This window comes from Thermococcus sp. (genome assembly GCF_015521605.1).
In the GTDB taxonomy this organism is placed as follows: Archaea; Methanobacteriota_B; Thermococci; order Thermococcales; family Thermococcaceae; genus Thermococcus.
The window spans coordinates 81,602-105,571 of sequence record NZ_WANV01000030.1 but is presented as its reverse complement, the minus strand read 5'-3'; the positions used below and the strand labels follow the sequence as shown (position 1 = coordinate 105,571).

29 protein-coding genes are annotated in these 23,970 nt (G+C 49.4%); 16 read left to right on the top strand and 13 right to left on the bottom strand.

Going from position 1 to position 23,970, the window contains the following annotated elements; all coding sequences use genetic code 11:
• Position 1: 1 nt before the first annotated feature.
• From F7C11_RS06435 to F7C11_RS06415, 5 genes are all read right to left on the bottom strand, one after another.
• A complete protein-coding gene (locus F7C11_RS06435) occupies positions 2-589 on the bottom strand; it encodes a hypothetical protein (protein ID WP_297092078.1) in 588 nt (195 codons plus the stop codon).
• Between the two features lie 96 nt (positions 590-685).
• Positions 686-1,603 carry an ABC transporter ATP-binding protein gene (locus F7C11_RS06430; RefSeq protein ID WP_297092292.1) on the bottom strand — a complete coding sequence of 306 codons (918 nt, stop codon included), beginning with the start codon at positions 1,601-1,603 and terminating at the stop codon, positions 686-688.
• A 5-nt stretch (positions 1,604-1,608) separates the two neighbouring features.
• Positions 1,609-2,478, bottom strand: a complete 870-nt coding sequence (locus tag F7C11_RS06425) for an ABC transporter permease subunit (RefSeq protein WP_297092076.1) — start codon at positions 2,476-2,478, stop codon at positions 1,609-1,611.
• A 231-nt stretch (positions 2,479-2,709) separates the two neighbouring features.
• On the bottom strand, positions 2,710-3,501 hold the full coding sequence (locus F7C11_RS06420; protein ID WP_297092074.1) for an N-glycosylase/DNA lyase: 792 nt from the start codon (positions 3,499-3,501) through the stop codon (positions 2,710-2,712).
• A 1-nt stretch (position 3,502) separates the two neighbouring features.
• Positions 3,503-4,471: a beta-ribofuranosylaminobenzene 5'-phosphate synthase family protein gene (locus F7C11_RS06415; RefSeq protein WP_297092289.1), complete on the bottom strand. Its 969-nt coding sequence runs from the start codon at positions 4,469-4,471 to the stop codon at positions 3,503-3,505.
• Between the two features lie 69 nt (positions 4,472-4,540).
• Here F7C11_RS06415 and folP point away from each other — a divergent pair, with 69 nt between their 5' ends.
• Entirely contained in the window at positions 4,541-5,359 is an 819-nt protein-coding gene (gene folP / locus F7C11_RS06410) for a dihydropteroate synthase (RefSeq protein ID WP_297092287.1), read from the top strand.
• Here the strand turns inward: folP and F7C11_RS06405 are convergent.
• From F7C11_RS06405 to sppA, 3 genes are read right to left on the bottom strand one after another with little or no spacing between them, the layout of a single operon-like run.
• Complete coding sequence (locus F7C11_RS06405; RefSeq protein WP_297092072.1) at positions 5,337-6,332, bottom strand: AI-2E family transporter; 996 nt, start codon at positions 6,330-6,332, stop codon at positions 5,337-5,339. The two genes, folP and F7C11_RS06405, sit on opposite strands and share 23 nt — an antisense overlap.
• A complete protein-coding gene (locus F7C11_RS06400) occupies positions 6,322-6,804 on the bottom strand; it encodes a PH1570 family protein (RefSeq protein WP_297092070.1) in 483 nt (160 codons plus the stop codon). Before F7C11_RS06400 ends, F7C11_RS06405 begins: the two co-directional genes overlap by 11 nt.
• A gap of 5 nt (positions 6,805-6,809) precedes the next feature.
• Positions 6,810-7,817 (bottom strand): signal peptide peptidase SppA, encoded by a 1,008-nt coding sequence (gene sppA, locus F7C11_RS06395; RefSeq protein WP_297092069.1) that lies wholly within the window; start codon positions 7,815-7,817, stop codon positions 6,810-6,812.
• Positions 7,818-7,911: 94 nt separating this feature from the next.
• Between sppA and F7C11_RS06390 the strand changes: the two genes are divergently transcribed.
• The 15 genes from F7C11_RS06390 (at position 7,912) to F7C11_RS06320 (ending at position 20,529) form a co-directional block, all read left to right on the top strand.
• On the top strand, positions 7,912-8,718 hold the full coding sequence (locus tag F7C11_RS06390) for a sugar phosphate isomerase/epimerase (protein WP_297092067.1): 807 nt from the start codon (positions 7,912-7,914) through the stop codon (positions 8,716-8,718).
• Between the two features lie 97 nt (positions 8,719-8,815).
• A complete protein-coding gene (locus F7C11_RS06385; protein ID WP_297092065.1) occupies positions 8,816-11,800 on the top strand; it encodes a hypothetical protein in 2,985 nt (994 codons plus the stop codon).
• Between the two features lie 148 nt (positions 11,801-11,948).
• Complete coding sequence (locus F7C11_RS06380; protein ID WP_297092063.1) at positions 11,949-12,518, top strand: hypothetical protein; 570 nt, start codon at positions 11,949-11,951, stop codon at positions 12,516-12,518.
• Positions 12,475-12,810, top strand: coding sequence for a hypothetical protein (locus tag F7C11_RS06375; RefSeq protein ID WP_297092061.1), 336 nt, complete (start codon positions 12,475-12,477; stop codon positions 12,808-12,810). Before F7C11_RS06380 ends, F7C11_RS06375 begins: the two co-directional genes overlap by 44 nt.
• Before the next feature lie 150 nt (positions 12,811-12,960).
• Positions 12,961-13,233, top strand: coding sequence for a hypothetical protein (locus F7C11_RS06370; RefSeq protein ID WP_297092060.1), 273 nt, complete (start codon positions 12,961-12,963; stop codon positions 13,231-13,233).
• 284 nt (positions 13,234-13,517) lie between these two features.
• Positions 13,518-14,726, top strand: a complete 1,209-nt coding sequence (locus F7C11_RS06365; protein WP_297092058.1) for a hypothetical protein — start codon at positions 13,518-13,520, stop codon at positions 14,724-14,726.
• Positions 14,723-15,499 (top strand): hypothetical protein, encoded by a 777-nt coding sequence (locus tag F7C11_RS06360; protein ID WP_297092057.1) that lies wholly within the window; start codon positions 14,723-14,725, stop codon positions 15,497-15,499. The genes F7C11_RS06365 and F7C11_RS06360 overlap by 4 nt, the downstream gene beginning before the upstream one ends.
• The gene (locus tag F7C11_RS06355; RefSeq protein ID WP_297092055.1) at positions 15,496-15,870 is read left to right on the top strand and encodes a hypothetical protein; all 375 of its coding nucleotides are present in this window, start codon (positions 15,496-15,498) and stop codon (positions 15,868-15,870) included. The genes F7C11_RS06360 and F7C11_RS06355 overlap by 4 nt, the downstream gene beginning before the upstream one ends.
• Positions 15,871-15,876: 6 nt before the next feature.
• Positions 15,877-16,428: a hypothetical protein gene (locus tag F7C11_RS06350; RefSeq protein WP_297092053.1), complete on the top strand. Its 552-nt coding sequence runs from the start codon at positions 15,877-15,879 to the stop codon at positions 16,426-16,428.
• Positions 16,429-16,492: 64 nt separating this feature from the next.
• Positions 16,493-17,014 (top strand): hypothetical protein, encoded by a 522-nt coding sequence (locus F7C11_RS06345; RefSeq protein ID WP_297092052.1) that lies wholly within the window; start codon positions 16,493-16,495, stop codon positions 17,012-17,014.
• A 39-nt stretch (positions 17,015-17,053) separates the two neighbouring features.
• Entirely contained in the window at positions 17,054-17,950 is an 897-nt protein-coding gene (locus tag F7C11_RS06340; RefSeq protein WP_297092050.1) for a hypothetical protein, read from the top strand.
• Positions 17,947-18,231, top strand: a complete 285-nt coding sequence (locus F7C11_RS06335) for a hypothetical protein (protein ID WP_297092049.1) — start codon at positions 17,947-17,949, stop codon at positions 18,229-18,231. Before F7C11_RS06340 ends, F7C11_RS06335 begins: the two co-directional genes overlap by 4 nt.
• A 170-nt stretch (positions 18,232-18,401) precedes the next feature.
• Positions 18,402-19,472, top strand: coding sequence for a hypothetical protein (locus F7C11_RS06330; protein WP_297092047.1), 1,071 nt, complete (start codon positions 18,402-18,404; stop codon positions 19,470-19,472).
• On the top strand, positions 19,442-19,879 hold the full coding sequence (locus tag F7C11_RS06325) for a hypothetical protein (RefSeq protein WP_297092045.1): 438 nt from the start codon (positions 19,442-19,444) through the stop codon (positions 19,877-19,879). Before F7C11_RS06330 ends, F7C11_RS06325 begins: the two co-directional genes overlap by 31 nt.
• 173 nt (positions 19,880-20,052) lie before the next feature.
• Positions 20,053-20,529, top strand: a complete 477-nt coding sequence (locus tag F7C11_RS06320) for a hypothetical protein (RefSeq protein WP_297092043.1) — start codon at positions 20,053-20,055, stop codon at positions 20,527-20,529.
• Between the two features lie 28 nt (positions 20,530-20,557).
• Here the strand turns inward: F7C11_RS06320 and F7C11_RS06315 are convergent, their stop codons facing one another.
• From F7C11_RS06315 to F7C11_RS06295, 5 genes are all read right to left on the bottom strand, one after another.
• On the bottom strand, positions 20,558-20,944 hold the full coding sequence (locus F7C11_RS06315) for a ribonuclease III family protein (RefSeq protein WP_297092041.1): 387 nt from the start codon (positions 20,942-20,944) through the stop codon (positions 20,558-20,560).
• Complete coding sequence (locus F7C11_RS06310; protein ID WP_394354843.1) at positions 20,941-22,266, bottom strand: hypothetical protein; 1,326 nt, start codon at positions 22,264-22,266, stop codon at positions 20,941-20,943. The genes F7C11_RS06315 and F7C11_RS06310 overlap by 4 nt, the downstream gene beginning before the upstream one ends.
• 88 nt (positions 22,267-22,354) lie before the next feature.
• Positions 22,355-22,642 (bottom strand): DNA-directed RNA polymerase subunit L, encoded by a 288-nt coding sequence (locus F7C11_RS06305; protein ID WP_088180109.1) that lies wholly within the window; start codon positions 22,640-22,642, stop codon positions 22,355-22,357.
• Complete coding sequence (locus F7C11_RS06300) at positions 22,632-23,264, bottom strand: DUF2067 family protein (RefSeq protein ID WP_297092035.1); 633 nt, start codon at positions 23,262-23,264, stop codon at positions 22,632-22,634. Before F7C11_RS06300 ends, F7C11_RS06305 begins: the two co-directional genes overlap by 11 nt.
• Before the next feature lie 2 nt (positions 23,265-23,266).
• The gene (locus F7C11_RS06295) at positions 23,267-23,854 is read right to left on the bottom strand and encodes an exosome complex RNA-binding protein Csl4 (RefSeq protein ID WP_297092033.1); all 588 of its coding nucleotides are present in this window, start codon (positions 23,852-23,854) and stop codon (positions 23,267-23,269) included.
• Between the last annotated feature and the right edge of the window lie 116 nt (positions 23,855-23,970).

The following is a 23,970-nucleotide window of genomic DNA, read 5'->3' as shown; positions in this document are numbered from 1 at the left end:
TTTATCCCTTTACCCCCACCGCTTCCCCCAGCCTGAGCCCAAGCCTGTCGAGGAGTTCGACCCTCTCTATCAGATACCACAGCGTCAGAAAACTGGCCGCCGTGGAGAGGAAGGGGTTCAGGAGATAGAGCGGCGTCATCAGGGCAAAGACGATATAGCCCAGGAAGAACGCGGAGAGTGTGTAGGCAACCTTTCCAGTTCCAAGCCTGTACGCGGCGTAGATGCCCGCAATGGCTATGGGTATCTCCCAAGGGACGAGAATGAACTTCCCCCAGAGGTGCCAGCCGAGTCTTGGGAGACCGTACCAGACGCCGTTTTGAAAGAAGGGGATGCCCCCTGTGAACGTATCGGCCAGCAGATGAAGCCCGTTTCCGATGATCCCCAGGGGACCAAACGGGAGGACGTAGAGGAACGAAATCCACCCATGGTTGAAGAAGGTCCTCGTGAAGTCCCCCGTGGCTAGCAGCATCTGGATGAAGCTGTAGTCGGGGGCGGAGTTCGCCACAACAAATACAGCCAGGAGCCTTTTGTTCCAGCCTCTCCAAGCGCCTATAATGTAGGCAACGAAAATGTGCATGGGAAGGAGCATGGGACTCACCTTTAGGTAATCCTAAATTTTGTCGAACAGCCTAAAAAGATTTTGGTTCGAATTCTGAATAATGTGTGGAGAAAACAGGAAAAGAATTCACTCCACCATCTTGAGGAAGATTTCCTCAAGGCTCGGAGCCTTTATCTGCATTGTGAGCACCTTGGCCCCCTGAGCAGCGACAAAGTCATGAACCTGCTCCCTGATGTCCTCCTGTGCTACTATGCGGTACTTTTTCTCACCGAGCGGTGTGACCTTCCACCCGACTCCGGTGAAGTCAACGGGGACGTTTGTTTCGAGGACTATGGTGTATCCGGCCTTCCTGAGGAACTCCCTCTTGATGTTGTCGAGGTTGTCTTCCACGCGGAGCTTGCCCTTGACTATGACACCAACGGTATCGCATATCTCCTCGACGTGGGCCAGTATGTGACTTGAGAAGAAAACTGTTTTTCCGGCCTTCTTCTGTTCCCTGATGATGTTCTTGAACTCCGCTATTCCCGTCGGATCGAGACCCGTCATCGGCTCGTCCAGGATAAGAAGCTCGGGGTCGTTGATGAGGGCCTGGGCAAGGAGGAGACGCTGCCTCATTCCCTTCGAAAACTTACCGACCTTTCTGTCCCTGTCGTCCCAGAGGTTAACGAGTTCGAGGAGCTCCCTAACGCGCTTCTCCCGCTCGGCCTTGGGAATACCGAAGGAGTCGGCGATTATCTCAAGGGTCTGGAGGGGTGTGAGGAACTCCCAGAGGGTAGCGTGCTCGGGCATGTAGCCTATGCGTTTTTTGGCCTCGACGAGGTTTCCCTCGTTGAACTTGCCGTCGGCAAAGACCTCAAGGTCAAAGAGCTGAATCCGCCCCTCCTGGGGGAATATCAGGCCCAGTGTACTGAGTATGGTGGTGCTCTTTCCTGCCCCGTTCGGCCCGAGGAAGCCGTACACCTGGCCGGGCTTGACCTCAAGGTTCAGGCCGTCGAGGGCGCGCACATCCTTGTAAACCTTAACGAGATTTTCGATTCTTATCATCGCCATCACCTCAGATCCATGCGGAGGAAGCGATAGAAGCCGATTCCCAGATACACCAGCGTGAGTCCAACGAGTATCCCGAAGTTAGTTAGGTTGTTCCTGATCGCGTACGCCATACCGCGGTACTCTGCAGTAACGTTGGAGAAGCCCCCGGAAGTTCCCGTCAGGGTTCCCACGTCCCTCGTTATAATACTCACCTGCGACGTCGGAACATAGAACAGATACTTCGTGGTGTACTCCTTCTGGAGCTGTAGCATATCCTGGTTGGGGTTGTTCATGGTGTCCCTGATGACCAGGTAACTCACGATGTTCGGCATTATGAGGAACATCACGAAGGCCAGCACCAGGGCCGCTCCAAGCGCTGAGCTGGAGGACTTAATGACCGTGGAGATGATGTAGCCCAGAGCAACGAGCTGAATCATCGCCAGAAGGAGCAGCATGTTGAGCAACAGAACGTCGACGACGAGCTGACCGCTTAGGGGTGCTCCGAGGTAGACCACGCCCAGCACACCGACGAGGGTCGAGATCAGGAGCGCCATGAGCAGAACGGCCGAGTGTGCAAGGAACTTGCCGCCGATGTAGCTGAGGCGCTTTATCGGCTTGCTCATGGCAACGCGCAGCGTTCCCTTCTCTATCTCGCTGTTTATCGCAGTGGCGCCCATCAGGAGGGCAAGGATTCCTATGAAGAACCCGGCCATCCCTGTAACAAACTGTATCAGGAACGTCATTGCACCCTCAACGGTGAACTCCTCCATCCCAGAGCCCTTCATGATGTAGAAGACCGGGATGTAGAGGAGTATCATAATCCCCAGTATCAGCCAGAGCTTCTTAGTTCGAAGGCTCTGCTTAAACTCAAGCTGAAATCCCCAAAGCATAGGCATACCCCCTTATTGCGATGTTGGAGTGAACCCTCACTCGAACTACAACTAACATAAGGAGTATAAAAATTTTGTCCATCGAGTTGGAGTTCTGTGGCATCCACGCCGTTGCCAAGCAAAGCCCCATTGGCAGTTATAAGAGTCCCAAACATACCTTTCATCCCGATGCATCGAACTTCGAGGTATTGTTGGCGTCAAGATATTTAAGCCTTTTGGGGTCGAACGGGCTCAAAGGGAGGCCAGCTTCAAAACATCCTCCCATTCTGGACAGTGTTTCTTCAACCGCCTGAGAACTTCCTCATCCCCCCCGAGAACGGGCCAGAGCATGGAATCTATATGGAGAGGCGGAATCCCGGTTTCTCCCGCAATTCTGTTCCAGAAGACCACCGGCGGCTCGTTCGTGAACCTCTTGGTGTAGGCGTTTATCCTCACGTCGTCGGGTATCTCGATGGCCATTGGATACGGCACGAATTCGCGGAAGGCTATCCTGCCCGCGTAGCCGAACATCTTGACGGCGAACACTACCGTCTTGGCGCTTCTCTTCGAGCCGAAGGTCTTCGCAAGCTCATCGCGCAGGCGCTCCATGCCGCTAAAGTAGTATTTCCTCAGGCGGTCGAGCGATAGTGAGCCGAGGAAAGGCTCTACCCTTTCCAGTCTTTTAACCTTCCCCGCAACAAGCCTCCTGTTGGTTCTGGAGTTCGGCAGAAAGCGGGAGTATGCTTCCGAGATGCTCTCCCCGGGCGGATTTTCCGAAAAGTACCTTGAGAACTCCCACCACCACCGTTCGCCCTTTGCCGTCAGCTGATAGCTCACGAGGGAGTTCGCTATGACCAGCTTGATGAACAGCTCATCGTCTCTCAGACTGCCGTGGAGGTTTTGGAGTGCATCGAACTGGAGGTCAACCCTTTCCTCTATGGTTCTGGCGCAGTCGATGCCAAGTCCGCTTAGAATACCCCTGAGAACCTCAACCTTTTCCTCGTTGACCTTGTATTTTACCCTGATGAACCTATCCAGAGTCAACCTAACCACCCACTGATTTTATCAGCCTCTCAAGGAAGGCGCTCTCACCTATTACCTCCACCCCTGTGTTGTTCGGAAGACCGAGCTCGACCCTCGCCCTTATCCCGTGCTCCCGCAGGTAGTCGTGGGTCTCGCCGCTGAGCCTCTGGAAGTCCCGCTTGAATATCAGCCCGTAGACTGTTGGCCCCCAAGAGCTCTGGCCGTGGCCGTAGGTCTTCTCTGCCAGAAAGTCGAGTATAAGCGTCACATCCTCCCTGAACTCGCCGCCCTGGTACGGCTCGAAGTGCTTTCCCACGAGCCTCTGTATCGCGGAGAGGTGCTCCCCGAAGGTTCTTATGTCCCTCTCCTTCAGGGCAGGCAGGAGGCCGAGCAGAATTCTGTGGCTTATCTCCATAGCAACGTCCGCCCTTCCAACGACCTCCGCCATCACGGGCTTTTCCTCCTCCTCGTCAAGGCCCGGTTTCAGCTCCGGAATAACCAGCAGAAAAGCCCACTCCTCCGGAAAGTCCGCACGGAATATCAGCGGAGGAATATCATCCTTGACGCCGCCGTCTATAACGAAACCGCCGTAGGCGAAGGAGTAGATTCCGGCGCCTCCGTTCTTCCCCCTACCGAGAACCCTTGCCAGCTCCTCAACCGAGGCGTTCAGGTTTTTGAGCCTCGCTACTCCCTTCGCGACCGCCAGACTGAGCTGGGTTGTGGAGCCGAGGCCGACGTGTCGGGGAATGGCCTTTCTAACCTCGACGATGTAGTTGATCCCGGTCTCGTAGGTGGAGTTCATCCTCTTTATGGCGAACTCGATGGTTTTTCTGTCCTCACCCTCGGCGATTATCTCCATTGTCTCGCCTTCAACGATTTTGACCTCGTAGCCGCCATCCAGGGCAACGCCGAGGCTCCCAAAACGCCTTCCAAAGGTGGCTGAGGGATCAATGAGACCCAGATGAAGCCTCCTCGGAGTGCGGATTATCACGGACACCACCAGAACTGTAGGGGCAAAAGTCCTTTTATACTCAGCGGCTATTTTTAGGCGGTGAAGACCATGAAGTTCGCCGGAGTTGACCTAAGTGAGCCGAGGATAATGGGAGTCATCAACGTTTCGCCGGAGAGCTTCTACAAGGGAAGCGTCAGGAACGACGAGGACAAACTGATTGAGACCGCCGTGAAGATGGTGGAGGAGGGAGCTTCCTTCATCGACATCGGCGCCAAATCGACCGCCCCGTATCTTGAGACCCAGATTCCAATCGAGGAGGAGATCAGAAGGGCGGTCTGGGCGATTGAGACCATCCGTGAACACGTCGATGTGCCCATAAGCATAGACACCACCAGCGCGAGGGTGGCTGAGGAGGCTCTTAAAGTCGGCGCCGACATTATAAACGACGTTACCGGCCTGAAGGGGGACCCGGGGATGGCAGAGATCGCGGCTGAATATAGCGCTCCGACGGTGGTCTGCGCCCACGGCGAGGTGAGGAACCTCAGCGACCCGGTTCACACGGTCATAGACTTCCTGCAGGAGAGCCTCGTGATAGCCGAAAAGCACGGGGTTGAGGATGTGGCGGTTGACCCTGCCATAGGCTTCCTCCGCCCTGAGTGGCCGCCCTGGTACGAGTGGGACTCAAAGGTCATAGCCAACCTCGATGTGCTCAAAATCTTCGGAAAGCCCATCCTCGTCGGAATATCGAGGAAATCCTTCATCGGGGCGATAACTGGAAGAAAAGACCCCGCGGAGAGACTGCCCGGAAGCTTATCCGCAACGGCGATAGCTGTCCTAAAGGGAACGCACATCGTCAGGACACACGATGTCAAGGAAACCCTAGACGCGGTCAAGGTCGCCGGCTTCATCCGGCGCTTCTCCCCTTGACCTCCTTCCATTCTTCGACGAGCGTGGCCAGCAGAGAAAGCGCCACGGGCCCGATTATGATACCCACGAATCCAAAGGCGAGGTAGCCACCGAAGATTCCAACGAGCGAAATGAGGGCATTAACGCCCTTCTCCCTCGTCCCCAGCCTGGGCCTCAGGAGCACATCGGGGAGGGGCGAGATAAAGACGATTCCGTAGAGGGCAAAAACGAAGGCACCGACAACGTTTCCGCTGTTGAGCATGTAAACCGCCCCGGCAAGCCAGACAACCCAGCCCCCAAAAACTGGAAGGAGCTCAAAGATAACGGTGAAAATCCCAGCGGCTATCGCCCCTCCTGGTTTGGCCAGCCCGAAGATAATGAAACCACCGGCGGTAAAGACGCCCTTGAGGATGCTGATGGCCAGCCAGCCACGGAGGAGGCCGTGAAGTGTCTCTCCAGCCTTCTCAAGGAGTTTTATTGCCAGCTCCCTGTTCTCCGGGGGGAGGAGTGAGTACACCTCCTGTCTTATGGTCCTGGCGTTTATGAGCATGCCGTAGAAGGCAAAGACCATGACTATCGCCTGGAGGGAGAGCTTGGGCAGGGAATAGGTGTAGCCGAGAACGTACTCTTCAAAGCGCTTCGGGATATCTTCGGCGAGTTTCTGGAGGAGCTCATAGACTGCACTGGGAAGGTTCCATGTGAGAAGCCACTCGAAGAAGGCGTTGATGTAGTACGCGAGCGAGCTCTTGACGTCATTTATCCAGAGGGCAAAGCCGATTATGAAGAGGAAGGTTATCACGGTAAGGATCGCGGTCATGATGAAGGCCGAGGCCCTGTTGCCCGTTTTCTTTGCCAGCCTCTCGTGGAGGGGATAGAGGATGTAGGCGAGCGTCACCGCAAGGATGATGGGAGAAAGGATGGGACTAACCGTCTCCCATACGAGGTAAAGAACTATGAGCGAAACTGCGATCCAGATTCCCGCCTCAAGCTCCATCCAGCATCCCCAGGTACCTGAGTATGAGCTCCCTCGCGGAAGGCTTGTTGAAGACTATGAGGGTCTTGGCGCCCTCGTCAAGGACGAAGTTCTTTCCTAGTGCTAATAAACCTTTCTTAAGCCTGTGTATCTCCGCCTTCTCGAAGTCTATGCCAGCCCTGACTTCCTCGGGTGCACCGGTCTCCTCCAATGCCTTCTCCAGCCTGTTGAGGACGCTCTGGTTGAGGAACTTTATCGGATTGGGCCTGAACTCTTCTGTGACAACTTCGCTCCCATCCATGTAGATTCCCCAGAACTCCTTGGCGCACTCGAAGGGATAAACGTAGTCCTCGCCATAGTCTGGGAGGTAGAGCTCCCTGATCACTGCAAGGAGAAGCCTCCTGGCATCATTCCCGTAGAACTCAACCCTGAGGTTAAACTTCCCATCCTCAAACCCGTTCTCAAACACCTCAAGCTTCTCCTCGCAGAGCATCACCCTCACCCCGTTTTTATGTACGCGCTAACGTACCTCGGGTCGAGGAGCAGGGCAGTGCTCCCGAATATGCCGAAATCAGAGGGGGTAGAGCCTTTGTAGATGACTATCCTCGGGTTGGTGACATTAAGGATATTCTCAAGCACGCCCACCGCGTAGTCCAGGTCACCGGTCTCGTCAACCAGGCTCCCGGTAACGTTCATGGCGAACCACGTTCTCCCCGTGGCGTATTCCTTCGTCTCATTGATGCTCATGCCCCTGCCACTGCTCACGGCCTGAAGGAAGCCCTGGAAGTACGTATCGACCATCTCGGTTATCATGACCTTCTCCTCATCGGTGAGGCCGCGCCATTCGGCGCCCATATCCTTGTATGGGCCCGTCTTGAAGACCTCGACCTTTATTCCGTTCGACTCGTAGTTCTGCTGGAGGTTGTAGTGGACGTAGATGACGCCGATGCTCCCGACCTCGGCGAGTGGATCCGCTATTATCTTCTCAGCTCCAACGGCTATGTAGTAGCCCCCCGAGGCGGCTATTCCCCCCGTGTAGGCAACTACCGGCTTTACAAGGTTGAGCTTCCGGACCGTGGAGTATATCTCCCTCACCGGTCCAACGTAGCCCCCGGGGCTCTCTATCCAGAGGACAACACCCGCTATGGAGTCGTTCTTGGCTATTTCCCTCAGGGTGGGGATCACGCTGAGTGCGGTGTAGTCGTCTATGAGGCCGAAAATGGGGACTATGGCTATAGTGGCGTTGCCCTCGGGCAGATTCTGCTGTCTGAGCTGGGCCTTTAGAAAATCAATCTGTCTCTGGAGCTCGTCTATCTGAAGCTGGTAGGCCGTTGAATTGCAGCTCACGTTGGAGGGCCCCTGGACTATCACCGTTGTAGTCACGTTTTCGGGCTTATAACCCCTCAGCTCGGAGTTCTGCATGTAGAGCAGAACGACTGCCACGCTCGATGCCGCAAGAAGAAGTATGAGAACTGCAGCGATGTACTTCCAAATGTTTTCTCTCATTCACTCACCCACCTATATCTCCCGCCCAAACTTTTAAACCCTGCCCCTCGGTAAGCTTTTATATCCAGTGCTCAACTCTTGTGTAGGTGGTAGCATGGAGATAGGCGTAACGATTTACCCGCACTTCGTCACCAAGGACAAAACCCTCGCATCCGTTCTGGCCGACGTCAAAATAAAGAACTACGATTTCGTTTCGATATTCCCGCACACCCTCGGGCTCATAATGAACGGGACGGTGATAGAGAAGAAGCTCCGGAACATCGAAACAACGCTCCGCGGCGTCGGCATCGAGTACATAATCAGAATGCCAACATCGGTGAACCTTCGCGACCACATCTATTACACCAGGCACTTTCGCGTTGCAAGGGCAATCGCAGACGTTGCCATAAAACTCGGCGCAAAGGTCATCGTGATGCAGAGCGGGAGGACAGGGAGGCTCGACCTTGAGATAGAGGCCATCCAGCAGCTCGCCGACATGGTGGCCCCATTTAACATAAAGATAGCCCTCGAAAACACTTTCAGCGTCAAGGACACGCTCTACGTGGTTGACAACGTCGAGAGGGAGAACGTCGGCTTCGCCCTCGATGTGGCCCACGCCTTCCTCAGCGCCCAGGGGGATGCGGACAAACTGCTTGAAGACGTCAAGCTCGGGACGGAGAAGACGGTAATACTCATGATACACGACAACTTCGGAAAGCTCTTCCCACAGGTCGAACCGGAGGATGCCCTCGCCTACGGTGTTGGCGACCTTCATCTCCTGCCTGGGGAGGGCGGCATACCCTTTGGAAAGGTTCTCAAGCTCTTTGGAGACGTTCCACTCCTCCTCAAGGTCAAGGACCCAGAAAAGTTCGCAAAGGTCCCGACAAAGCAGGGACTGATAGAGTTACTGACGAGCCTGTGATTTCCCATTTTTTGCATACTCTTTATAGTAGTGAGCAAAATCTGGATAGAAAAATCTTTTAAGTTCTAACTTTGGTTAGTACTGCGGTGAAATCCTGATGAGGAAGGCAGTAGGAGTGTTGATGATAATTCTCATGCTGGGGTCGATAGTGACGGCAGCTGGAAGCACAGCCTACGCCACCACCGTTGAAAGCCAGAGCGACCCGTACGAGAAATTCTGGGAGATTCTCAACAAAGAAGCCGAACTCGTGGTTCAGTTCAACACCACCGGAAACACTACGCTGGCCCAAGAGTTGATTCAAAACTCCCGTCTGGGTGCAGATAACGCGGCCAACATTTCAGCCTCAATCTGGCAGGCTCTGGAAGAACTGAAGGCTTCCGGAGTTAAGACGTACTACACCGCCGAGGAGCTTAGAGAAATTGCTCAGAACATCAGCCGGAACGGCCTTCCCCATGAGACGGTTGAGGCTTTGAAGGCTCAAGGCTGGACTGATGAGCAGATTCAAGCCCTGGAAGATTACATTATCAAAAACGCGGACGGGATTAACGAGGACTTCAACATGACGGCCTTTCTTGAAGACTTCTCCATGGCCTTCATGGATGTAGCGTTTAAATACAACCACTACGAAGCTTGGGCGCTGAAGAAATGGAAATGGATCCAGCCAATGGAAGTTCCCACAACCAACGATCCTGGAAAACAGATAAACCCTGTTCTGGCGGATCCATGGGTATTTTTCTACATGGGATACTACCAGAAGGATTACCAGAAAATGAAGCTTGCCATCAATAATCTAAGGGAAGCAACGTACAAGCTCATAACCGGTCAAGCCGGCACCACCACCCTAATGCTCCACCAAGAAACAGGACTCGTTACATTGCAGGGAAAGGTCGAGAACATAACTCCCGTTAAGAATGGCGGCTTGATGTTCAAGACAATCTCACGTTCAACAACCCCCACACAAGTTACCACGACAACAACCATTTATTACTGGCCAAGCGCACTGGAGGCCTATGAGCTTGTTGAAGACATTTACACACTCATAAATGCAAGAAGCTACGGCAATACCAACGCCGAATTGGATTGGATCCTCAATCAGAAGGTCGCAGAGTTAAAGGAAGCACTTGGGGTTGCGGTTATCGAGAGCAACACCGATACAACACCCATCGAGTCAAAACCTCTACCGATCAAGAACCCGATAATCTTACCATCAATGCTATCCTCGAAAGAACCCCTCAGTACCCCTGCAGATAGCTCGATCCCAACAACAGGAACCCAGCCAGAGGGAGTTACACTGCTAGCGCTCATTCCAGAGAACACCGAGGGAGTCCTGAAAATTAACGACATTAAAGTCGTGATCGACAGTAACGTTCCGGGCAGAGTAGAGTACCACATTGAAGTTAAGATGAGTGCGGAAAACAACGCGATAAACAACATCAGGATCAACGTTGACGATTACACGGGCAGTGGTTCCGACAGCGGGAGCGTCTCGTTCCTGAATTCTGGAGAAACCTACACCTGGGAAAGTGGGAGGTTTTCAGTAACCCACACCATGGACGGAGAGCTCCACGTGAGTGGGAAAGTTGAGGTTACCTACACTCCCTCCTGCGGGGCAGTCCCTCTCTCTGGAGGGGGTTTAGAACCGCTCTCAGCCTCTCCAAGTTGCGATGAAAGAACGATACGAGAAGAGTACTCCGCCACGGTTGATTTGACCTCACCAGTGGATTGGAACAGGGTCTATCTGACAGTTGAAGCTTCAAGAACCAGCATTATGGAGGGCGAGGGCGTGACTTACAAGGTTGTCGTGAGGAATGAAAACAATGCCTCCTTGGACAATCTAGAGTATTCAATTACGATTCCATACTCTCCAACGAATTCCAGAACGTACTCCGGAACTGTTGATGTCCCCAATAACGGGGAGAAAGTCCTGCTGGAGCAGAATGTGACGTACAGTGACACCAGCACTTACGTTACCCACGCCTCAATCTACTGGAACGGAAAGTCAAAGGGCGCCCAAACGAGCGTTACGGTGAGTTCAGACCAAGACGAAGAAAGGTCTATAAACGGCGCATTTAGTTTCTCTCCTTCAATAGTGTACGCGGGGGATGCTGTGACATTCCGCTACGTAATAACGACTTCTAAAGGACAATTATCCAATCCGACTGTAACACTTGAAATTGATAATGGTCAGAAGATACTCAAAAAAACTTATTACGGAGTGGTTGTAAGTCCAGACAGCCATCTTGAAGACTATACGACTCATACATTTAGTAATGCAGGCACATACAGAATAACACTAAAGGTCAATGGCTTACCCCTATATTCAAAAACTATTGAAGTAAGCACTCCCACCGACCTAACCCTCAGTCTTGAGTGTCCTAGCGATCCGGTGTTACTTGGGGAGACAGGAGTATGCGACATTATAGTCAAAAAGAATACCTTGTCATCTGATGTGCCCTATTCAATAACGAGCAAGACGCTTGATAATGACGAAGATACCTCGAAGGTAATCAGCGCTGATCTCATCAATGATGTCATCCCAGCAAAATTCAGTGGCAAAATAGCAGAAGTTGTTGTTCCACTTGATGAAAAAATGGCTGAAGCTCTTGAGCTCAGTGACGTGCGGGATTTAACACCCAGAATCAATGTATGGTCGTGTGAAGACGGAACTTGCCACTACACTTTAAAGAGAGCAGATACACCACATTACTTGAGGGTTACAGTTAGATTGGGATCTGATCAGTACATGAGTCTGGAGGGGATAATAATGGCGAGGTACACGGGAAGTAAGTACTGGAACTATGACGCTAACAGAGGAATCATGAAAGGAACTGCAATGGCATTCTCTCCATTGTTAATAGAGATTATCTATGCGTTTCCGGCAGCATGGAGTTCGAAAAGTATTACTGAGGGCGCTACAATACTCGCTAAAGACGGGTTAGGTCACTATACTACATTTGTGGGAGGCTACATCACTACTTTTAAGGCAGTGGACATAATAGAAACTTCAGAAAATATCAAAGAGGGAATTAAAAACGTCATTAAGAGATTTATTGAAAACGTGCTTCTTCCGGGGGGTCTGTAATGGACAGTAAAGAATATGTCATACTACTCGCCCCGTGGTTTTTTTATTTTTTGATTATACTCCATTTACGCATAGCCACGTACAAAAAGCTAAAAGACATGAAGGAAGCTCTACAAGAACCCCTAAAAACTTCAGAGGAGGTTATAAAATGATAACGATCAATATTTTAACAGCCGCAATTGTTGTACTCTACACCTCGTTAGGGGTAATGTTAATAAAAAAGAATCCCAGCAGAATCCTCTCTCTCTTGTTGGCCGGTTACACCATTTCAGCAGTAATTACTTCGAAGATTTCAAAGTGGTACTCTTTTTCCTTACTCATACCATTAGTATATTACTCAATATTCCTCCAGATAACTCAAAATATAATCAAACACCTTGAGAGACCAAGAATAAACTACAGGGACGACATGAGAGTATCTCGAAATACAGGAAATACGAAGAGATACAGGATGCTTGTGTTTGTTCTTAGCTTTCTGAGTATACTAATTATCCCAGTTGTACTGGAAATTGCTCCATTTGGTGGCGTTTTGTTGTGGTTTATCATATTATTAGCCCCGCTTGGAGTAATGTGGAGTATGCTAGCAGAAATTGATGAATTTGAGTTAGAACTAGAACATATCTCAAAGAGTATCGACCAAAATCATGAGATGCAAGAGCCTGGAGGGGATAATAGTGACAAGATACACAGGAAGCAAATACTGGAACGAAGATGCTAGTGACGGCATCATGAAGGGTACTGCAATGGCATTCTCCCCAGCATTATTATCGGGGTTAGCCACTTTTTCTGAGATAGCCACCATAGAATCATCAACAGGAACGATGCTCACAACCACAGAAAAGGGAAAAGTTGCATTAGAAGCCACTTTTGGAATATATGGGAAACTTGTAGGAGGAAGTATATGGGTGTATAATCTCGCTGAAACTATTGGAGCAAGGGAATCAACAAAGGAGAGAGCTAAAGGAGTAGCTGAGTACTTACTAAAGCCTCTGTTCCTTCCAGGAGGGTGAATGACATGCCCGAGGCATATCTACTGATGGTGCTTCCTTGGGTCTTTTATTTATTTCTAATGTACTTCTTCCGCCGTAGGCTCCTTAGAGAACTCAGAAAAATCAATCGCAGACTATTAAATCTCGAAAACCACGTTAGGAGGGGAACAGATGATTAGCTACATCCCAATATGGAATTCAATTGTGGTACTAGCATATATGATTTTAACAATAAGTATTGTGCTCAAGGTACGCCCCAGTGCTGGAGAACTGATCTCCATGATACTTTACAGCATATCAGCAATTGCTGTCTCTATTGTATCTTTGGGATATTCCATACTCCTTCTAGTGCCGCTTTTAATATACGGAGCCCTAGCTCACTCTGAAAAAACAAACCTAACTAATCTCGAAGAAGAAATTAACATGCTGGAGGGAAAATTATGAAAGTTTACCGTGTTATACTGGCCAGTATAGTAGCAATGAACTTTCCCATCCTCATGGAGACGGAAATTTATGGAGGGCTCATTGCGTTAATTTTAGTGTTTATAATACCCTGGTTATTTGCCTGGGCACTCTTTGATGATGTTGGCGAACTAAAGTTAAGCATAGCCGGGCGAATTCAATCATTAAAGTTAAAACACGAAACACAATCCAAATCATAATTCAAGAATCAACCGTCAAGCAACAACATTGGATGGGTATAAAGCAATCCAACCCATGGGGACAGCGTGAGCTTTGATGTGAGCGTGAAAAATCCAGTATCAAGGTCTAGGACAGTAACAGTAAAGCTTTTCATTGATGGCCAAGAAAAGTCAAGCAAAAGCCTCACGATCGGTGGTGGGAGCACGGGGAGCGTCACTTTAACGTGGACTGCTCAGGCCGGAGAGCACGACTATAGAATAGAAGCCTGGGAAGACGGAAAACTGGAAGCATCGAGGAGCGGGGAGATAACCGTGAGTGGGGTCCCCAGCGACTTATTCAACGTTGTTTTGACTGTATATCCTCATGAGCTTGAAGGTGGCGGCGAGGTGTATTTGCAAGTGAAAGCGTGGAATTATGACAGATCCCCAATTCAAGTTAGAGGATTCATTGAAGTTGACGGGGAGAGGATTAAGAACATTACGGCGGAGATCCCCGTAAATGCTAACGGGGACTCACTACTAGTGTTCTCGCATCCCCTTATAGGAATCGGCAATCATACTATCAAACTTTTCCTTGACAATTATGATGGAAAACCAAACGGAGCAGGAGAAGAACACTGGAGCGAGGTGAGGGTGACAGTGAAAACTGGTGATCAACTTAAGCAAGTAACGTCGGAGTGTGATCCAATATACTTCAAGTACAATATGGGAAACTATGAGGCGACTCTCACTTGTCGATTAACAATTTACAATGGATACAGCTACGACTTAAAAGTGACAGGGGATATCGTTTCGGATATTGATGTTTCAATATTAAACAAGTATCTGCAATTTCCAGCAGGAAGCTTTTCACCAGTAGTCAGTTACATTGATCCCAAAACAATACCGACCGGAGGTTATTCCACCATAACGTCTATCGCACACTTCAAGATATCAAAACCTGATATCTTTGTTATTGGGGACATATTTCCCTATTGGGAAGACGCATGGAATGATATTCAAGTAGAAGGGATTTATGGAGCGAGGATTCCAGTAAAAATAATTCACGACGTGCCCTTTGATAAACTCGGGATTCAGCGCTTTACTCTCCAGAGCAGGGTCTATGTAGAAGTAGACCACATGGCAGTAGTTGCAGACATTGCTGCCGATGCACTCTTAACATACAAACTCGGGAAAAGATCCGCACCTATCGCCAACATTAAGTTTATTCAGGATATCCTAAATAAGCTTCCACCAGAAGCCAACTGGCTTGCCAACTGGATGAAAGAGTACGCTATAACATGGTGGAGGGGATGAGGATGTCGGAAAGGGTGTCCTTCAAGGGGATATGGAAGTCTCTCTTTTTATTTATTCTCTCACAATTAGGAATTGCAGCTCTCTTGCATCATGAGGGTGTTCATTCAACCAAAGTTTTAGGATTGATGACAATGCCTATAATTCTAATCTTGTTTTTCTTAGTATACATTGGGGATGATCCCAAGTTTGCAGGGTTCTTCTTTTATTGGCTAGGTTTTTTGATGGGCGCAAGCATAAAAGTATCACTTCCTGTTAGGATACTTATTTTTGTCGGTTTGCCGGCATTCTGGTTTTTCATGTATTTGGATTTAAGGAACGTACGCTGGATCTTGCTCTTGGAAAGGGTTTTCAATATAGGTAAAGTTGCCCCTTTGCTTCTTACGATAATAGTCATTGTAAGCCTTGTGGGGATTAATTACAAACTGTTCGTCATCTCAGAGGCATCTGTGTATAGGATTTTCCTCATTATCTGTGAAGTAATAGTATTTGTAGTCATTTACAGATTAGCTAGCTCACAAAATGATGTCACTAAGAAGAAAATAATCAAACTCACACCGTGGGTTTATATATTCTTGTACATTCCATTAGTTCCGAGTATAGTGGATCCTTGGACAGGCCTTTTGCTACCGATTGTCGGTTCTATTGCATGGACATTTCTCTTAACACTACTTATACTGATGCACGAAGTTGGTAGTAATCAGGATGAAAATGTTATCCAGACAATTACGACGGCAAACCTAACGGAAACAGAGAAGAACACTGGAGCGAGATGAGGATGGAAGTAAAGCCAATGAGGGGAGTAGAGTTAGAGCAGGTGGGATTTGAATGTAATGATTTGTATTTCACTAAAATTGTCATAAAATTTACTTCGAGTGCAGAGGTTCCCCTTTTAGTATTAGAGCTGGGGCTCTGGGGGAGCACGTATTCTCTACAGCTACCATATACCTTAAAGACCTCTGAGGGCACAGTTGAGTTCAAGGGCTATGGTGGTGGCAAAATAACTCAAAACAACAAAGTAGTCACAGTGGATATTGCTATTACACTGATATTCCTGAAGGGATCAAACAAGGCAATAGTGTGGACAAGGAACGCAGTCGAGTATTCACGGAGAGTATTTGGTTACCTTGACTACATTACGGGGTGATTGAGAATGGACGTCATTCCCCTTATCTTTCTCATTCCGATTTTAGGACTCATGGCATATCCCGACTGGAAAAGAGTACTCCAGCTTTCTTTTGCTTTTTCACTACTGTCTCTGGAAGTACTAACACTTAGCAAGGCCTTTGAGGTTCCTCTTACAGGTTTAGGATTTGGAATTCTCTCATTTGCGATACCTTATTCTCTGATTAGAATCCAAAACAAGAAAAGCAAAAAATCTCCAAGTGGGTACATTATTGTACTTCTCGTTTGGTTTATTGGAGTAGGTTACATGGTGATCAAAGGGGACATCAAAGACTTTACCACTATTCTCAAGGTGGCCTCTATAACTCTACTGGACGGACTGGGAGTGATCTCCTTACGTCAAAAGCCTGGAAGAGTAGCTATAACGATCACACTATTGGGACTTTGGACCTTAATAGTGATTATTAGGAATTACCCACTAGCGATTTTAGGGGTGATAACCACCCTATTATGGATTATACTATGTCAACATCACGACAGAGAACCAAACGAAGCAGGAGAAGTTACTGGAGTGAAATGAGACCTCCAAGTGTTCGGACTTATATGGCACGGTGTCCTAGGAAGGCCATAATGGGGGGATTCACATGAAGTGGATAGGTGTCGTTATTTATTTTGCATCTCTTTTCCTTCTATACATCTCTGCAGGCATGGACGTAGCTATCACGCTTGCCAGTGTAAGCCTTTCAGTGGTGTATGTTTGGACAGCCATACTATGGAGAGCACTACACAAGAAAGAGCGATTCCCAAAGTTAATCCACCTTGTTCTCCTGGCAAATTTAATCCTAATATTTATCAGTGCTTTCGTTATGGTGCCTCTTGGGGCAATTCTCCTCCTAATAATTCTACTTGCCCTCTTTGGCTTTGTGCTACTGATGCGTTACGGCCTCAGCAGATGGTCCGTAGTCCCGGACGCGGATTTAAGGCTTAAATACTTCGGAATCCTTCTCTTAGGATTCTTTTCCTTAAATCCACTCATAGAAGGTGTTTCCACCTCCAATTGGATTGAGGCAATTGCCTCAGTAATGCTGATATTCGGCGGTTACCTAATGTTTGAGGAGGCGAGGACACCTATCCGCGGATCAAAGCAAGCAGAAGGATCGCAATGAAGAAAAACAAAGTAAGAGACTACTGCAGAGGTGATAGAGGTGAGCTTCGCGAAAAGTCTCCTTGCTGGGTTCTCTCCCTCCTTTGCATCTTCTCTACTTATAATGAAGATCCAAGGATCCGAAAGTGCTAAAGCTGGTTATCACCAGTGGCGAGTAGAAGTCTGGGAGGACGGAAAACTGGAAGCGTCGAGGAGCGGGAGTATAGAGGTTAATTCCATTGAAGATTTTCAGAAGGATGAGTCTAGCATAAACAATACAAACTTGGAAATTACAGGCTTTTCCTGTATGCCAAAAGAAGTTGGACTGTATGAATGGAGACTTGACAAAGACAAAGTTTTCTGCACTGTAAATATAAAGAATAACGGTCCAAGAATCCAAATAGCCCCAAGAGTTGTGATTGATGACATCGAGACCTTTTGGCTTAATACAAGGATTCTATCAGGAAATTCCAGCTTGACGATAAAGTACGAGGTTAAGTTCAGTGATGGGCTGGCTCAGATTATGTACGGACCATCAGCAACTGCATTGAGCTTTGTCCATAGTGTCGAGGAAAGCGGTGGGACAGTATGCCAGCGTAGAGTGTGTTACAACACGACAAGGATCCAATTTTTGCCCAAGAACCATACGATCAGCTTAAGAATATACAAGGCAATAGACTTTATACCAACAGAAACACTAACACAAAGTGAGAAAGAGGTCATCACAGTCAAATACGACGGATACGTGAAGAAGAAATGGACACAGTATGTTATCATAACTCCTACATTTACATTAGTCTCTATGTATGGAGCATCGTGTCTTGCCCCTGCAATTTTTGGAGACATGGCAGTAACAGGAATGGGGCAGACCGTGTTAGGTGGCTCCACTGGTAGTTTCGTCGGTATGCTCGGTCAGTATCTGATTGAAGACAAGAGTTACGGGGGTGATGTCTCATGAGTAAGTATCTTAAGAAGTTCTTTCTCGCGTATATTATTGTGTTCCTTCCTCTTTTTTTCTTGACTGAATCTATAGTTTGGAGCGCAGTTTTAGCCCTCCTGCCCTCATGGCCTTTACTCCTGGTGTGGATTCTATGTGACATCAAACACTTTGAGAACTGTAAAAAATTTCCAAAGGAACCTTACATTATTGGCAACTCAGACAAGATTGAATACTTGACCCCAGAAGAACTGGAGAGAAGACTGCAGAACGGAAAGGGAGATAAAAACCACGAGTTGTAGCTGGAACTCTAGAGTAGTTTATCTTAACGTGAATTTCCCTGACAGGAGAGCACGACTATAGAATAGAAGTCCGGGAGGACGGAAAACTGGAAGCGCCGAGGAGCGGGGAGATAACGGTCTCTACTCCCCCAACTTCAACTTGTTTAAGTGGTGTTCCTCTGGAGGGCCACTTGGAGGTTTATCCAGAGTGGATTGAAGCAGGAGAAAGTGTAAGTGTCCACATCACTGTCACCAACTTGGATCCGAACTGTGCACAGGGACCATTCAACATTGAGTTAGTCGATGATTCGGGAGTAAAATGGTGGCCAAAGAAGGACACAGATTATGGGTGCAGTGGTTGCGGTTATGTAATACAAGATGGAGCACTAAAAATCTACGCAGGCAAAACAATGAGTGAATGGACGGACTTCAACAATATTGCTCAGACCACTACCCTGTACTTAAAGGTTGGGGGCAAGACACTGGCAAGCGCAAAAATCAACGTCAAGCAGGACGGGCCAGTTAAGGCAAGCATGGAATGCAAGCCTACGGTTGTTCCATTGGACGGTTCAACCACTTGTACTGTTTACTTTGAGCTAAAGAGTGCTGACACGATTACGTTGAACTTGGAAGAGATTGACTTTGGAGGCAAGAAAGTGTGGCCGAACGGGCCAAGCAGCGTTACAGTTAACGAGCAAACTGTGACCCTGACTCCAACCAACATGCAGGAGGACCTGACAATAACCATTAACATAGATGATGAGCTAGCGAACTACTACTTTGGAAAGCCCATTTACAGGACATACATTAATAAACTAAGCGGACACTCGTACTTAATTGAAGTGAGATTCAGTGAACCAAGTTACCCAGTTTCAGACATAATAACGGTAATTTACAAGGACACGAGAAGTGGAACAGACAAAGCAATAGACTATGGGTCAACCGCGGGGAAGATAATATCCACAGCACAACTTGTTGCTGAGGGCAGTAATCCCATAGGTTGGACAGTATTTATAATAACAAACCTTCCCAAGCTCGGAAAAGCTGCCTCAGAGATCCAGTGGACCTTTGAATGGGGTGTTGATGGATTCACCCAGAAAATGACAACAATGCAATTGTGGGGAGATGACAAATGGAAATCTCTCTCGCTGTCTCTATCTTTTTGGGAATTGTCCTCGCATTACTTGCTATCGCATTTTCAAGGAAGGCTAGTGTTTGTCTCGTTATCTTGTTGGTTACTGGATATATCGCAACACAATTAAACTCGATAGAAGCCCTTTTGCCACTTATAGCCTCAGCCATGCTATGGCTAGCGACTGCCATAATCTCTATCAGGAGACACCTTATCGGCATAACCAGAAGGGATATTGAAAACAGTGGTGCTCTGGCTTCCATCCCATTTCTTGTTTTTTCGGCAACGTTGCTCTTTGAATATCCTGGATACGGAGCTTTTTGTATTTTAACCTGGTTCCTCCTCTGGTACTATCTCAAGGATGAATGCAAGAGCCTAAGACCATCTTGTCTGTTATTCCTCTACATTCCAACGGCCCTGTTGATAGTACTATACAGAACTCCAATTGCCATAGTTTATGGAATATGTACATTATGGTTGCAGAGCGAAATTAAAGCCTTGCAGAACTCTAATAGAATAGAGAGGGAACATAGATGAGAAAATATGCTCACGAACAAGAGAGAAGCACACGGATGCTAAATCCGGGATAATCGGAATACTTGAGACAGTAACGGTTAAAGGAGTCAAAGAACTGGCATGGATATCACACTACCACATACTGCTTGAGGATCAAGAGACACCTAACAATAATATCATTGGGGGTTGAACGTATGAACGGTGGAGACTGGGGTGTACTGGTGCTTGAAATCCTCTGGTTTTTTACTCTCTTTTTAGTAGCCATACTGATAGCCGCCAAGTATATGGCCGGTGATTCTCGGAGGAAGAAAATCCTACTGGCGACAGCTCCAATCCTGAGCCTAACAATCTCAGGGTTTGCAATGGTGGCGTATTACCCGCCGGAGCAACCGGGCATTCTTCTGGTAGGGGTTGGAGTTACATACGTCGCCTACAGGGTTTTCCTCCAATTTGACCAGATTCTAAGATGGAGCGGGATCTTGTACAGGACTTTCGAAATCGCAATTCCACTGCTGGCGTTAAGCACGTTTGAAACTCCACAACTGTTCATTGTGAACATAGCATTTGCAACAGCCACATTACTGCTCCTGGAAACAACGAGACGAAAACTGGAGGCCAAACCAGCGAAAACAATATTTAGGGCGTGGGACTTCAAAGAAAAACGTCATTAGCGGGGTAAATTACCAGTCGGGCGTTCCATCACAGATCCAGCCTCTCCTTTATTACCCTGAAAACCTCCGCGAAAGCTTTCCCTATCGCCTCCTTCCTCCGCGAGAAGTGCGTGACGTCTTCCGTGAAGTTTCCTCTCAAAATCTTGGCGGCTTCCTCCACAGTTATTTTGCCCTCCAGCCAGGCGTAGGCGAATATGGCCTCAGCTACGTCGCCCTTTCCGTGCTTGTCAGTCCTCGGCGGGATAACATGCCTCAGTCCTGCCAGCTCAAGCGCTATGCTCAGCGACGCATTGGGGACCCTCTCGCCCGTGGGCCTGCCCAGATACTCACTCAGGGCAAGGGAGAAGACGAAGTTTACCAGTGAGTCCCCGAACTTTGCCAGACCCTTGTCGGTGAAGTCCTTCCCGTACCTCAAGTTCTCACCCAACCCTTCTCCGAGAGCCAGGCTTTAAGGTTTTTGAGATAGGGCAACGTGGCGGACAGTATCACCGCGTAAAGGAGGAGCGTCAGTCCGATGCTGTAGGCAACGTAAGGCTCATCCGAGAATATCCTGAACGTAAGCGAGTCAACGAAGTGGACTAGCGTCCAGTTTGGGTTCTCCAGGTGAACGTGGAACCAGAATGCCGAGGGCTGCATTATTGGCCAGATTCCGGCGTAAACCGCCGTGAACAGCGAGACGATACCCGCTATACCCCTATCAAAGGCGGCGAGGAGTATCAGAAATGCCACCAGTGGAGCGAGGTACTGTGGATTGACGCGCCAGTAGGTGGCCACGAAGACGGAATAGGCAAGGGCCGTGGAAGCAACTAGGTTTCCCTTAAACGCGTGCCTGATAAACACGAGTGAGAGGAGAACGACCGCCGGAACGTACCAGTGCTGGAGGACGAAAAGCGTATCCCTCCCCTCACTCATGTGAAGGTAGGTCATGAGGCTCGAAACCCCGTTCATGCTGTAGGAAACGGGGAGAGTGTATGAAACCCCCATCCCCCTGAGCAAATCCGGCAACGCCTTCAGGCTCGACGGGCAGAGGGCGAGCAGAGGGATAAAGGGAAGGACGCCGCCGAGGATAAGGAATGCAGTGCGTAGAACTGCCTTCTTTCCCTTCAGGAGGGCATCCCAGAGGGTGAGAATGGCGGGAAATACCAGCGTGTGCTTGACGGCCAGAGAAAATCCGTAGAGGGCATAGGAGAGGCGCTCTCTGCGCGTTAGGTAAAGGCCAAGGAGAAAGAAAGCCAGCGCAAGACCATCGAACATTCCGTAAACTGCCGAGACGTGGATAGTGATTGGATTGAGGTAGTAGAGGGCGGTGCCGAGAAGGGCGAGTTTTTGACTTCTCTCCCGGATTAGGAGATACAGAAGAAGGGCCACGGCCGTATCTGCAAGGATGAAGACCAGTTTGACTGAGAACGCCCATGCAGGGTCGATGTAAACGTAGTAAGTCCCGTCCCGCCAGAAGACGTTAACCGAGCCCCCAACGAGATACCTGACCGCGGCGAGCAGGTATGCCATGACCGGACCGTAGACGTAGGGCCACGGGTAGGGCCAGCCCTTAGTCCAGAAGCCGGCTGCGTCGGCATAGGCATAGAAACAGGCCTTCTTTTCCAGCATGGTTCCGGCGAAGCCGTAGAACTGGGCTAGGTCGCTACCGGCTGAATACGGAGCAAGGGCAAGCCTCAGAGACAGGCCGGAGAGGATGATTAAGAGCAGGAGGTATCTCGAACGTTTCAAGTATTCCACCCCTGAGGGGGTCTTTGATTTCAACTTGAAGTTAGAAGAGTTCGCCATTTAAGGGTTTGGGTGGGGAACGGAAAAGGGGAGAAGGGGCTCACTCACTTATGGCGGCCTTCCAGGCATCCAGAACCGCCCTGGCCCTGTCGAATATCTTTTGGGCCGCCTCCTCAAGGGCCTTCTCCGGCGTTACCTTGCCGTCGGTGACGATCCTGAACTTCGGCTTCCTGGCCATGAGCACCGGGTGCTCGATGGTGTAGCCCGCGAAGGTCACGTGCTTGTTCTCGTGGAGCACCTCGTTGAGCAGGTTGGCGAAGGTGTGATCCTCCCCCTCAAGGTAGAACTCAAGGACGTTTTCCTCACGCTTGATGACCTCAATCTTCATTTTCCTCACCCTCTAAGTGCTTGAGCAGTATCTCCAGCGCCTGCTCCTTGTTCTTCACCAGTTCGTATTTAAACTTATCCTCCTTCCACTCGGCAAGGTTGAGCTCAATGAGCAGGTCTATGACCTCCATGGGGTCGAGGTTTTTGAGAACCGCCACGGGTAGGATGACCTCCCTTATCTGTCTGGTGGTCTGGAGGGAGATGTCCGAGAGGTACTCCCCCAGGGTTCCGGTCAGGGAAACCAACTCTTCCCACGGCATGGACGTTATCAGCACGCCTTCCTTCAGTTCAACTGTTTCGCCGAGCAGTTCCAGGGTCTTTACGAGGATTGGAGTCGAGACGCTCGCCCCGACTTCCCTCAGGAGGTCGTCTATCGTGTAGCGGTAGAGGCCGCGCCTGTCTGGGTACAGTTTTGCCCTGACGCGGCTGTGTATCTCCCTTATCTTGCGGATCGCCTCCCTGATGTCGTCCTTCGTTCCCTGGACGTTTATCTTGAGGTCATTGAGCTTGGCATGGACGTAAATGAACGCCGGAAGGCGAAGCCTCTGGAGCTCCCTGAGGAACTCCTGCTTTTCCCTGTCGTCGCGGACGTGGATGGTTATTACCTTCTTCGCCCTCGCCATGCTTACACCTTCAGTTTTCTGTAGAAGGAAGACAGCTTCCTCGTCTCAACGTGACCGCAACGGGGGCAGATGAGCCTGTCACCGCGCCGGACTAAAGGTGCCCTGCACCTGGAACAGAGGGCATAGATAACGCCCAGGTCATGGCCCTTGGTGGAGAGCTGTATGGGGCTCTTCTCGTTTGCTATAACCCTGGCCCTTAAGATGTCGCCGATCTTGAATTCGTTGGACATTCCCTCCACGTAGCCCTCCCTCACCTGGGAGATGTGGATTCCGGCGAGCTTTGATGTGGCTATCTCCCTGTCGTTCCTCCCCTCTATTTTAACGAGCTGGACTATTGCCGCCTGGGGCTTGACCTCTATGACCTTGGCTATGACTATGTCTCCAACCTGCGGAAGGGGCGGTGTGTCGGTCACGGGTTCAACGCTGATTTCCATCCTGTCCTGATCTATCTTCACCCTACCTGCCCTGATGGCATAGAGTTCCCCGTTATCCTCCTTAACGCCCTCACCGGGAAAGTACTCCTCGATAACCCCGAGATAGTCTCCCGGAAGAACCAGGTCGCCGTTTTTCACGCCTTTCTTTTCATCCATTCTTCCACCTCCATGGAAGTTCCCGCGAGGATTTTTTAAGCCTTTGCCATCTGGGGAGAATTTATAAAGGACGGGGGAAAAGTTTTAGTAATTCCTATTGAGCCTATGGTGGTGGT